At 60.8% G+C, this 11,650-nt stretch carries 11 protein-coding genes; 7 read left to right on the forward strand and 4 right to left on the reverse strand.

Features of this window, described 5'->3' with window-relative positions; all coding sequences use genetic code 11:
- Positions 1 to 7: 7 nt before the first annotated feature.
- Positions 8 to 535 carry an RNA polymerase sigma factor gene (locus tag AAIL66_RS01605; RefSeq protein ID WP_034408699.1) on the reverse strand — a complete coding sequence of 176 codons (528 nt, stop codon included), beginning with the start codon at positions 533 to 535 and terminating at the stop codon, positions 8 to 10.
- Positions 536 to 925 (reverse strand): hypothetical protein, encoded by a 390-nt coding sequence (locus AAIL66_RS01610; protein WP_012837322.1) that lies wholly within the window; start codon positions 923 to 925, stop codon positions 536 to 538.
- Positions 926 to 1,643: 718 nt separating this feature from the next.
- Between AAIL66_RS01610 and AAIL66_RS01615 the strand changes: the two genes are divergently transcribed.
- The 7 genes from AAIL66_RS01615 to AAIL66_RS01645 all read left to right on the forward strand — a co-directional run bounded on the left by AAIL66_RS01615 (position 1,644) and on the right by AAIL66_RS01645 (position 9,965).
- Entirely contained in the window at positions 1,644 to 2,414 is a 771-nt protein-coding gene (locus AAIL66_RS01615; protein WP_034359801.1) for an ABC transporter ATP-binding protein, read from the forward strand.
- Between the two features lie 116 nt (positions 2,415 to 2,530).
- Positions 2,531 to 3,250 (forward strand): ATP-binding cassette domain-containing protein, encoded by a 720-nt coding sequence (locus tag AAIL66_RS01620; protein WP_003064410.1) that lies wholly within the window; start codon positions 2,531 to 2,533, stop codon positions 3,248 to 3,250.
- Between the two features lie 55 nt (positions 3,251 to 3,305).
- The gene (locus tag AAIL66_RS01625) at positions 3,306 to 4,502 is read left to right on the forward strand and encodes an ABC transporter substrate-binding protein (protein WP_034378762.1); all 1,197 of its coding nucleotides are present in this window, start codon (positions 3,306 to 3,308) and stop codon (positions 4,500 to 4,502) included.
- Between the two features lie 48 nt (positions 4,503 to 4,550).
- Positions 4,551 to 5,435, forward strand: coding sequence for a branched-chain amino acid ABC transporter permease (locus tag AAIL66_RS01630; protein ID WP_003057801.1), 885 nt, complete (start codon positions 4,551 to 4,553; stop codon positions 5,433 to 5,435).
- Positions 5,436 to 5,447: 12 nt separating this feature from the next.
- Positions 5,448 to 6,440 carry a branched-chain amino acid ABC transporter permease gene (locus AAIL66_RS01635; protein ID WP_034389398.1) on the forward strand — a complete coding sequence of 331 codons (993 nt, stop codon included), beginning with the start codon at positions 5,448 to 5,450 and terminating at the stop codon, positions 6,438 to 6,440.
- 221 nt (positions 6,441 to 6,661) lie between these two features.
- Positions 6,662 to 9,106 (forward strand): membrane-bound PQQ-dependent dehydrogenase, glucose/quinate/shikimate family, encoded by a 2,445-nt coding sequence (locus tag AAIL66_RS01640; RefSeq protein WP_343495849.1) that lies wholly within the window; start codon positions 6,662 to 6,664, stop codon positions 9,104 to 9,106.
- Positions 9,107 to 9,284: 178 nt separating this feature from the next.
- Positions 9,285 to 9,965 carry a TetR/AcrR family transcriptional regulator gene (locus AAIL66_RS01645; protein ID WP_343495850.1) on the forward strand — a complete coding sequence of 227 codons (681 nt, stop codon included), beginning with the start codon at positions 9,285 to 9,287 and terminating at the stop codon, positions 9,963 to 9,965.
- Here the strand turns inward: AAIL66_RS01645 and AAIL66_RS01650 are convergent.
- Both AAIL66_RS01650 and AAIL66_RS01655 read right to left on the reverse strand, forming a co-directional pair.
- On the reverse strand, positions 9,954 to 11,126 hold the full coding sequence (locus AAIL66_RS01650; RefSeq protein ID WP_343495851.1) for a carotenoid 1,2-hydratase: 1,173 nt from the start codon (positions 11,124 to 11,126) through the stop codon (positions 9,954 to 9,956). The two genes, AAIL66_RS01645 and AAIL66_RS01650, sit on opposite strands and share 12 nt — an antisense overlap.
- A gap of 64 nt (positions 11,127 to 11,190) precedes the next feature.
- Entirely contained in the window at positions 11,191 to 11,631 is a 441-nt protein-coding gene (locus tag AAIL66_RS01655) for a VOC family protein (protein ID WP_034378766.1), read from the reverse strand.
- Between the last annotated feature and the right edge of the window lie 19 nt (positions 11,632 to 11,650).

Here is an 11,650-nt window from a genome sequence, read left to right on the forward strand (position 1 = left end):
CTTTCCTTCATTTGACAGCCCTCAACACGGTCGTCGCGGGTCTTTCTCCTTCCATGAGGCGCCTGAGCTGTTCGCGGGCACGCGAGAGGCGCGACATCACCGTTCCCACGGGAACGCCCAGCATCTGCGCGGCTTCGCCATAGCTGAACTGCTCCATGCCGATCAGCAGCAGCACCTCGCGTGCCTGCGGCGTGAGATGGGACAGGGCCCGCTCCAGATCCAGTTGCAGCGTCAGTCTGGGCATGGGGTCGTGAGGCGTGTCCTGCGCCTCGTCAAGCTCCACCATGCGATGCCGCGAGGACTGCTGCCACTGATTGGCATAGAGGTTGTGCATCAAGGTCAGCAGCCAGCTGAGCAAGGCCTTTTGCACCTGCTCGGTCGAGGCGGCGGCCGGCGGCTGCCACAGGGCCCACTTCTGGCAGGCGCGCTCCAGGGTGTCCTGCACCAGATCGTCTGCCAGTGCGGCATCGCCCGCCAGCGCACGCGCATAGCGGCGCAGGCGGGGAATATGGACCAGGGCGGCGTCGACCTTCACTCAAGGCTTGGCGACATGCCAGCTATTGTTGAGAAAGCCGTCACCCGTCATGTCGCCGGGCTTGGCATCCTTGACCCAGTGATAGAGGGGGCGGCCCTTGTAAGCCCATTGCTTGCTGCCGTCATCGCGCATCACCACGCTCCAGTCGCCGATCGGCGCCGCACTCGCGGGGGCCATCAGAGGCGGCCAGTTGGTGGCGCAGCCGCCGTTGCAGACGCTTTTGCCGGAGCCTGCGGCATCCTTGTCAAAGACGTAGAGCGTCATCTGGGTCGGTCCGACCAGCACGCCGTTGAGGGTGGTGGCAGGGGATTTTGCCGAAGTGACCGAGCCGGTCGAGCAGGCCGCCAGCAGGGCGGCGGAAGCTAGCGTCAGAGAAGCGATGCGAAACATGAGGTCTCTCCTTGTGGTTGACCTGCAGTAAACAGTTCTGCAAGGGGTTTTATTCCATTCGTTTTCACGCAGGAACTCAAGAGCAGCGCGGCAGGTCTTGCAGGCATGGCCTCAGGCATCGATTGCTGAATAATTTGATAGCTGTTATCGCTGGTTAGATATTCGTTTCAGGGATAGAGGAGCATGAAACTCACATGAGAAAAGCGGAAGCAGCTTTTAAATTAATAGCGATATGGCTGTTCTTTGTCGCCCTTGGTTTTTAAGGACGACAAATGGCAAGCATATTTGCGAGCATTGGGCTAGTAACCCGGTTACTCCAGTGGGAATTGAGCGACTCAGGGTTTACGGCATCAGGGCCAATCTGGGGAGCGCTGTGCTATGAGGGCGCATTTCGCCCAGTCTTACTAATATTGATAGCGCAATATGTATAAGGCATAAGCTTTTTTAGAGATTCCGAAGTGGATGCTGATATTCCTGGGGATGCCACTATCTCTGGCATGACTTGCAGTTGCGATGAGTTTGAAGTTTGCAGTTACTTCTGTTGTTGCTATTTGTTTTATGGAAGATTAGGGAAAGCATAAGTCCGATGGCTCTTCATTCCTAGGAGTTTCCCGCTGCGGCACTGCAGCATGAAAGACCAAGATGCCGCTCAGGCAGAGGAAGTACAGCAAGTTGCTCCCCTCTTTGTTTTGCAGCATTCAGGACTGACGGCCAGCGCATGAGCGACCTTATTCTCGAAACCAGGCAACTCACCAAAGAGTTCAAAGGCTTTACCGCCGTCAGCAAGGTGGATCTGGCCGTGCAGCGTGGCTCCATTCACGCGCTGATCGGGCCCAATGGAGCAGGCAAGACCACTTGCTTCAATCTGCTGACCAAGTTTCTGGAGCCCACTTCCGGGAGCATCCAGTTCAACGGGCTGGACATTACCCGCGAGGCGCCGGCACAGATTGCGCGACGCGGCGTGATTCGCTCGTTTCAGATTTCCGCCGTGTTTCCGCACTGCACCTTGCTGGAGAACGTGCGCATAGGCCTGCAGCGCCAGCTGGGCACGGCCTATCAGTTCTGGACCAGCGAGAAGACGCTCAATCAGCTCAATGACCGCGCCATGGAACTGCTGACCGAAGTCGGGCTGCAGGACCTGGCCGATGAAGTGACCGTGAACCTGCCTTATGGGCGCAAGCGCGCCCTGGAAATTGCGACCACGCTGGCCATGGAGCCCGAGCTGATGCTGCTGGACGAACCCACACAGGGCATGGGCCATGAGGATGTGGATCGCGTGACCCAGCTCATCAAGAAGGTCTCTGCCGGCCGCACCATTCTGATGGTGGAGCACAACATGAAGGTGATTGCCACCATCGCCGATCGCATCACCGTGCTGCAGCGCGGCGCCGTTCTGGCCGAAGGGCGCTACGAAGAGGTTTCGCGCAATCCGCAGGTGATGGAAGCCTATATGGGGACCACGGACGGGCAGCTTCAGGGAGGGCATTGAATGCTCCCCCTGTGCCGCTCACGCGGCTTCCCCCTGAGGGGGACGGCAGCCTCGGTGCGGGGCGGCCCTTCCTCGCTGCCTCTTTGATGGTTTCGTGCGTGATTTGAGTGATACGAATGAATAAGACAAGTACTCCGGCGCTGGAAATTTCGGGACTCAATGCCTGGTATGGCGAATCCCATGTGCTGCATGGCATGGATCTGGTGGTCAATCCCGGCGAGGTGGTGACCCTGCTGGGCCGCAATGGCGCAGGGCGGACTTCCACGCTGCGCGCCATCATGGGGCTGACCGGCTCGCGCAAGGGCTCGATCAGGATCAATGGCGTGGAAACCATTCACATGCCCACGCACAAGATCGCCCACCTTGGGGTGGGTTACTGCCCCGAGGAGCGCGGCATTTTCTCCAGCCTGTCCTGTGAAGAGAATCTGATGCTGCCGCCGCCGCTCAAGACCGGCGAGCCGGGGATGAGCATCGACGAGATCTATCAGATGTTCCCCAACCTCTATGAGCGCAGGAACAGCCAGGGCACGCGCCTTTCGGGCGGCGAGCAGCAGATGCTGGCCGTGGCGCGGATCCTGCGAACGGGCGCGCGCCTGCTGCTGCTCGATGAAATTTCCGAAGGCCTGGCCCCCGTCATCGTCCAGACCCTGGCTCGCATGATCACCACGCTGCGCGAAAAGGGCTACACCGTGGTGATGGTGGAGCAGAACTTCCGCTTTGCCGCGCCGCTGGCCGACCGCTTCTATGTGGTCGAGCACGGTCATGTCGCCTTGCGCTTCGGAGCCAGCGAACTGGACGAGAAGATGTCCGTACTCAACGAGCTGCTGGGTGTCTGAGCCTGCAAGCAATTCCATTTCGTTCATAACAAAGAACCAACCCGTGGAGATAAAGATGAAAGCAAAACTGAGCGTTCTCTCGTGCATGCTGGCCGTGGCCGGCCTGTCCAGCCCTCTGGCCCAGGCCCAGGAAAAGGTGAAGATCGGTTTCGTCACCGATATGTCCAGCCTGTACGCCGACGTGGAGGGCAAGAACGGTGCGGTCGCCATGCAGATGGCAATCGACGACTTCGGCGGCAAGGTCCTGGGCCAGCCTATCGAGCTGGTCAGCGCAGACCATCAGAACAAGGCCGACATCGCCGCGTCCAAGGTGCGCGAATGGATTGATACGCAGGGCATCTCCATGGTCTTCAGCGGCACCAATTCCGGCACGGCACTGGCGGTTTCCCAGATCGCCAACGAGAAAAAGCGCGTTCACTTCAACAGCGGCGCGGGTTCTTCCGCGCTGACCAACGAGCAGTGCAACCCCTATACCGTGCACTACGCCTACGACACCGTGGCCCTGGCCAAGGGCACGGGCGGTGCGGTGGTGGATCGCGGCGGCAAGGACTGGTTCTTCCTGACGGCCGACTATGCATTCGGCCAGGCACTGGAGGCCGACACCACCAAGGTCATCAACGCCAAGGGCGGCAAGGTGCTGGGCTCGGTCAAGCACCCGCTCAACGCCTCGGACTTTTCGTCCTTCCTGCTTCAGGCGCAAAGCTCCAAGGCGCATATCCTGGGCCTGGCCAATGCGGGCGGCGACACCATCAATGCCATCAAGGCCGCCAAGGAGTTCGGCATCAACAAGACCATGAAGACCGCCGGTCTGCTGGTCTTTCTGACTGACATCCACAGCCTGGGCCTGAAGAACACCGAAGGCCTGCTGCACACCACCAGTTGGTACTGGGACATGAACGACGAATCGCGCAAGTTCGCCAACAAGTTCTTTGCCAAGACCAAGCGCATGCCTACCGATGTGCAGGCCGCCGACTACTCGGCCGTGATGAACTACCTGAAGGCCGTGGAAGCGGTGAAGACCACCAATGCCGACAAGGTGATGGCCCATCTCAAGAGCACGCCCATCAACGACTTCTACGGCAAGGGCGTGATCCGTCCCGACGGCACTTTCGCCCACGATATGTATCTGGTCGAAGCCAAGAAGCCCAGCGAATCCACCAAGCCCTGGGACTACCTCAAGGTGCTGACCAAGTTGCCTGCCGATACGGTCTGGACCACCAAGGCCGAAACCAAGTGCGCGCTCTGGAAGTAATGGCGCTACCGGTTTGATGCACACCTCACCCTCACCAGCGTATCTCTCATGGAAATCTTCGGCGTTTCATTGCCCGGCCTGATGAGCCAGCTCCTTCTGGGGCTGGTCAACGGTTCGTTCTACGCAATTCTGAGTCTGGGCCTGGCCGTGATCTTCGGCCTGCTCAATGTCATCAACTTTGCGCATGGCGCCCTGTTCATGCTGGGGGCCATGTGCACCTGGATGGCCATGAGCTATTTCGGCATCAACTACTGGGTGATGCTGATCCTGTCGCCGGTGCTGGTGGGGATTCTGGGGGTGTTGATCGAGCGCTTCTTGCTGCGCTGGATCTACAAGCTCGATCATCTCTACGGCCTGCTGCTGACGCTGGGGCTGTCGCTGCTGATCGAGGGGGTGTTCCGCTCCGTCTATGGCGTCTCGGGCCTGGGCTATGACACGCCCGAGCTGCTTGAGGGCGCGACCAATCTGGGCTTCATGATCCTGCCCAATTACCGTGCCTGGGTGGTCGTGGCTTCCATCGTGGTGTGCGTGGCGACCTGGTTTGTGATCGAGAAGACGCGCATCGGTGCCTATCTGCGTGCCGGCACCGAAAACCCGCGTCTGGTCGAGGCTTTCGGCGTCAACGTGCCCGTGATGATCACGCTGACCTATGCCTTCGGTGCCGCGCTGGCGGCTTTTGCCGGCGTGCTGGCCGCTCCCGTCTACCAAGTCACGCCGCTGATGGGGCAGAACCTGATCATCGTGGTGTTTGCCGTGGTGGTGATTGGCGGCATGGGCTCCATCATGGGATCGATTCTCACCGGTCTGGCGCTGGGCGTCATCGAAGGGCTGACCAAGGTTTTCTGGCCCGAAGCATCGTCTACCGTCGTGTTTTTCATCATGGTCATTGTTTTGCTGATTCGCCCCGCTGGCTTGTTCGGTAAAGAAAAATAAGAGGGGCACGACATGAAATCCAAGACGCTTGTTCAACGCATTGCCCCCGTGGGCTATGGCCTGCTGCTGCTGGGCCTGATCGTCGCGCCCTTCCTCGGTGCCTATCCGGTTTTTGTCATGAAGCTGATGTGCTTTGCACTGTTTGCTTCGGCCTTCAATCTCTTGCTGGGCTATACGGGTCTGCTGTCCTTCGGCCACGCCGCGTTTCTGGGCGGTGCGGCCTATGTGGCTGGCTACACCATCAAGGCCTGGGGCTTTACGCCCGAAGTCGGCATGTTGCTGGGTACGGTGGTCGGCGGTCTGCTGGGCCTGATCTTTGGCTGGCTGGCCATCCGTCGCCAGGGCATTTATTTCTCCATGATCACGCTGGCGCTGGCACAGATGCTGTTCTTTGTCGCGCTGCAGGCCAAGTTCACAGGCGGCGAAGACGGCCTGCAGGGCGTGCCGCGCGGCAAGCTGTTCGGCGTGATCGATCTGAGCAGCGATATGGTCATGTACTACGTGGCGCTGATCATCGTGGCAGCGGCCTTTCTGCTCATCGTGCGCACCATTCATTCGCCGTTCGGGCAGGTGCTCAAGGCCATCAAAGAGAACGAGCCGCGCGCCATCTCCCTGGGCTATGACGTCAACCGCTTCAAGCTGCTGGCCTTTGTCATCTCTGCGGCCCTGACGGGTCTGGCCGGCTCTCTGAAGACTCTGGTGCTCGGCTTTGCGACCTTGTCCGATGTGCACTGGACCACCTCCGGGCATGTGATTCTGATGACGCTGATGGGCGGCTTGGGCACGCTGTCGGGTCCGCTGCTGGGCTCGGCCGTCGTTGTGGCGCTGGAAAACAAGATCGGCGAGTTCGGTACCTTTCTGGCGCACACCACGGGAGTGGAATGGTTTGGCACGCTGGGCGAATCGGTCACCATCGTCACCGGCCTGATCTTTGTGCTCTGTGTGCTGCTGTTCCGCAAGGGCATCATGGGCGAGTTGATCGCCTGGCTGTTGCGTCGCAAATAAGGCGCTTCGCCCTCTCTCCAAAGGCCGCATCTGCGGCCTTTTTTATTGTCCTGACTTCAGCGTGGAAATCGAAATTTCAGAGATTCCTGAAATTCCTGGTACACGTTTGCAAGCGATGGACTTTATTTCTCACAACAATGGACTTTTTTTCTCATTTCAAAAATGCCTGAGTGCAGCCGGATGCCGGTGCGCGTGCAGGCGCATACAGTTCGAGGTTCGATATGACACATCGGGAGCAGGCGCAGCCCTTGGCCGCGCGCATCTGGCTCTGGGTTCTGGGGGCGGCGCTGGCGCTTGCCGGCCTGTTCTTCTTGATAGGCGGTGGCAAGCTCATCAGCCTGGGCGGCAGCTGGTACTTTTTGCTCGCTGGCCTGGGGCTGCTGTTGTCCGGCGTGCAACTGGTTCGCCGCCGCGTGAGCGGCGCATGGTTCTACCTTGGCACTTTCGGCGCGACCGTGTTGTGGGCGCTGGCCGAAGTGGGCCTGGATTACTGGAGCCTGATTTCGCGTCTGCTGGCGCTGACCTTTGCAGCCGTGGTGGTGCTGGCCAGCATGCCCCTGCTGCGCAAGGCTGGCGAGCCGGGCAAGGCGTCGTCCAGCAAGGTGCCATTTGCTGCAGCGGCGGTCATGCTGGTGGCTGGCATGGCGGCCTTTGTGTCCATGTTCCAGATTCACCCCGAGGTGCAGACCCCGTCTGCCGTGGCACGCAAGCCTGTGGATGCGGCCAGCGAGCAAAAGGACTGGAGTCATTACGGCAACAGCAGCAACAACGACCGCTTTGCCGCGCTGGATCAGATCAACGTGGACAACGTCAGCCAGTTGCAGGTGGCCTGGACTTTTCGCACCGGCGACGTACCCAAGTCCACTGGCGCCGGCGCTGAAGACCAGACCACACCGCTGCAGGTGGGCGACAAGGTGTTTGTCTGCACGCCCAGCAACAACGTGATTGCGCTCGACGCCGACTCTGGCAAGCAGCTGTGGCGTCATGACACCAACTCCCATGTGGGCGGTGTGTGGGAGCGCTGCCGCGGACTGGCCTACTTTGATGCGGATGCCGCACTGGTTCAGCCCAGCGTGCCGGGATCGACTCCGGTGCAGGCGGTGAGCCTGCCTGCTGGCGCCGCCTGCAAGCGCCGCATTCTGATGAACACCATCGATGCACGTCTGTTTGCGATCAACGCAGATAATGGCGAGCTGTGCGGCGAGTTCGGCGATCACGGCGTGGTCGACCTCAAGCAGGGCGTCGGCACTATTTCGAATCCCGCGTTCTACACCCTGACATCGGCGCCCACGGTGGCCGGCACCACGGTGGTGATCGGCGGCCGCGTGGCCGACAACGTACAGGTGGACATGCCCGGTGGCGTGATTCGCGGCTTCGATGTAATGACTGGCGCACAGCGCTGGGCGTTCGACTCAGGCTCGGCCACGCCCAATGAAGTGCTCAAGTCCGGCGAGACCTACACCCGCTCATCGGCCAATGTCTGGGCGGGAACAACTTACGATCCCAGCTCCAATACGGTGTACCTGCCCATGGGATCGGCTTCGGTGGACCTGTATGGCGCCACGCGCTCTGCAGCGGACCTGAAGTACGGTGCGTCCATCCTCGCGCTGGATGCCGCCACGGGCAAGGAAAAGTGGGTGTATCAGACCGTGCACAACGACTTGTGGGACTTCGACCTTCCCATGGCTCCCACACTGATCGATTTCCCTTTGCCGGATGGAAAGACGACGCCAGCGCTGGTGGTCGGTACCAAGGCCGGTCAGATCTTTGTGCTGGACCGCCACAGCGGAAAGCCGCTGACCAAGGTGGAGGACATTGCCGTCAAGCCCGGTCATATTCCTGGCGAAAAGTATGCCCCGACCCAGCCTCTGTCCGTGGGCATGCCGCAGATCGGCACCAAGACCCTGACCGAAGCCGATATGTGGGGCGCGACGCCGGTGGATCAGCTGATCTGCCGCATCAAGTTCAAGTCCATGCGCTATGAAGGCCTGTTCACCGCGCCTGGCACCGATGTGTCGCTGAGTTTCCCGGGTTCGCTGGGCGGCATGAACTGGGGCGGCCTGTCTGCGGATCCCGGCAACAATCTGATCTTTGTGAACGACATGCGTCTGGGCCTGTGGGTGCAGATGATGCCCCAGCAGAAAAAGGACAAGCTGTCCGACGGCGGTGAAGCGCCCAACACAGGCATGGGTCAGGTGCCGCTGGGAGGCACTCCCTATGCGGTGATCAAGGACCGCTTTATGTCGCCTCTGGGCATTCCTTGCCAGAAGCCTCCGTTCGGCACGCTGACCGCCATCGACATGAAGACCCAGCAAGTGGTCTGGCAGGTGCCCGTGGGCACGGTGCAGGATCAGGGTCCCATGGGCATCAAGATGCGCATGCCCATGCCTGTGGGCCTGCCCACACTGGGCGGCACGCTGGCGACCCAGGGCGGTCTGGTGTTCTTTGCCGGCACGCAGGATTACTACCTGCGCGCCTGGGATAGCGCCACCGGCAAGGAAATCTGGAAGGGCCGACTGCCAGTTGGCAGCCAGGGCGGCCCCATGACTTACAAGTCGCCCAGGACCGGCAAGCAATATGTGGTCATCTCGGCCGGTGGTGCCCGCCAGTCGCCCGACCGCGGTGACTACGTGATTGCCTACGCGCTGCCCGATAGCGGCAAATAAGCGACGCAGGCATTGAACCCGAACAGCCATGGCTCGTCAGAGCCATGGCTTTTTTCATCGCCGGGCAGCGCCCCTCTCGGAGGGGCTGCGACCACACGCAGTGGGAAGCGTGGGGGGCCTTTTTTCATGCCTGCGCTGCGTGTTACGCTCGCGCGCTTGAGTCAATGGAGATGTGGTCGTGAGCGAGCAGCAAGGTCCTGAAACTTCACTGAGCCAGCAGCCTTCGGTAGACGAGGCATCGGCCGATATGCGCCGAGCCCTGCTGGATGCGGGCAAGACCGAGTTTGCCAATTACGGCTATGACGGAGCGCGGCTGGAACGCATTGCCGCCAAGGCGGGCTGTGCCAAGCGCATGCTCTACTACTATTTCGGCAACAAGAAAGACGTGTACCTCGCGGTCATCGAGCAGAGCTACTCGGATATTCGCGAGTCGGAGGAGCAGCTCAATCTCGATGCGCTGGAGCCCTTGCAGGCGCTGCATGCGCTGGCGCAAAGGAGCTTCGAGTATCACGAGCAGAACCAGGAGTTCACGCGTCTGGTGCTGCAGGAGAATTTCCAGGGCGGCGAGATGCTGGGCCAGATCTCCAAGACCGAGCTGTTGCGCAAGGCGGCGCTGGAGCCGATCGAGCGCATTCTGCAGCGCGGCGTGGCGCAGGGCCTGTTCAAGGACCAGCTGAGCGCGGTCGATGTCCACTATCTGATTTCGGCCCTGTCCGGCTTCCGCGTGGATCATGCCGCGACCTGGCAGAGCCTGCTGCAGGTCGATCTCTTGGGCGAGAGCTTGCGCGAGCGCCATCTGCAGCTTCTGCTCGATCAGCTCGGCGCTCTGGTGTGCAAGCCCCAGGCCCTAAAGCCTTAGCGCATTCGCATAGCCTGTCATCTCCAGGTAGCCGTTGCCCACGCGGCGGCTTGTGCCATCGGCGCCGATGCTGCGCAGCTCGCACAGGCCCTCCCAGTAAATGGCGCCGGTGCTGGCGCGGCTGTCCAGTTCCTGATCGTCCACCAGCGCATGAACCTCGAAACGGCCCGCCGGTGTCTGCACGCTCCAGGCCACAGGGTAGCTTGCTTTGCTGTGCGGGCTGCTCCAGTGGCGCAGCGGTTTGAACCGTACCTGATCGGCGGCAAAGATTTGCGCAGTCTGGTTCTGTGCACGAAATGAGCCGCCGGCCCAGAGCGCCGAACCATTGTGGCGACGAAGATGAAAGGCTGTGAGGGCGCTGCCGTCATCGAGATTCATGCCTATCCAGTCCCAGCCCTGAGCCTCAGGGTCCATGATGGCCGCGCTGCATTCATGGTCCAGCCAGGCGCGGTTGTGTGCGCTGGCTTGCACAGGCAGCTGCTGCCCGCCCACGGTGATGGAGCCGCCGACCTTGAGCTGAGGCTGACTGTAGTAGTAGCTGGCCTGTTCCTCACGCGGGCCTTTGCGTGAAAGACCATTCAAGCCCTGCAAAAGCAGTGGCTGCGTGCTGTCAAATTCAAGATCCAGTATGAAGTCCTGGTTGCTCAGCAGAGCTCTGTAGCGACTGGCTTCGCTGGCGCTTCGTCCTGGTACGGGTCGACGCTGGAGATACCAGTCGTTGATATGCACATCGGTATCGTTTTCGCTGGCTCCGGCCAGGCCCAGTCCCGCGCGCGCCATGCGCTGGTCGTGGCGTAGCTTTTGGCCCTCGACATCGCACAGGGCCGCATGGGCGAAGATCAACTGCTTGGCCGCAAGAGCCGATTGCAGGCCTTGCGCGGCTTCGATGCGCGAGCGAAAGAAAGTCAGCTGAAAGCCCCAGGGCTTGCCGCCGGCCTGCAACTGTCCGGTGATGTACCACCACTCCGTCTGCAGATCAGGGTGGCTGCCGAAGTCGCGTGGAAACTGCAAGGTTCTGAACGGCAAAGCCATGCCTGGCAGAGGCAGGCCCAGGGTAGCCCAGCCCAGCCCGGCAGCAGCCAGCCTCTGCAGGGACTGCCTGCGTGACAAGGCCAGCAGTGCCGGTTGTTGAGGCTGGGAGGGCGTGGGCTGATAAGGCATGGCCCATTGTCGCCCAGCCGATCAGCGCAATGTCATGAGCTTCGAGGTGCTGCTTTGCGCTGCCTCAGCCGATATCGATCAGGGGAACGATCACCATCCAGCTGACTCCGAAGCGGTCGGTCACCACGCCAAAACGGCGCGCAAAAAACGTGGTGTCCAGCGCCATCTGTACCTTGCCGCCCTGGCCGATGGCGGCAAAGATGCGGTCGGCCTCATTCTCGCTGGGCGCGGTGATGGACAGAGAAAAGCCTTTGAAGTCCGGCTTGCCGCTGTTCATGCCGTCAGATGCCATGATTTGCGTCTCGCCAATCTGGACATTGGCGTGCATGATTTTTTCGGGATCCATCTGTCCCGGGCCGCAGCCTTGCTGGGTCGATGACTCGGGCTGCGGAGGAGCATCCTTGTAGCGCATCAGCATGGTGATCTCGGCCCCAAGTGCGGCCTGGTAGAAATCCAGGGCCTCTTCGCAGCGGCCATCGAAAAAGAGATAGGGCTGGATTTGCATACGAACTCCTCGCAGCGGT

The organism is Comamonas sp. F1-6 (assembly GCF_039581415.1).
In the GTDB taxonomy this organism is placed as follows: Bacteria; Pseudomonadota; Gammaproteobacteria; order Burkholderiales; family Burkholderiaceae_C; genus Comamonas; species Comamonas thiooxydans.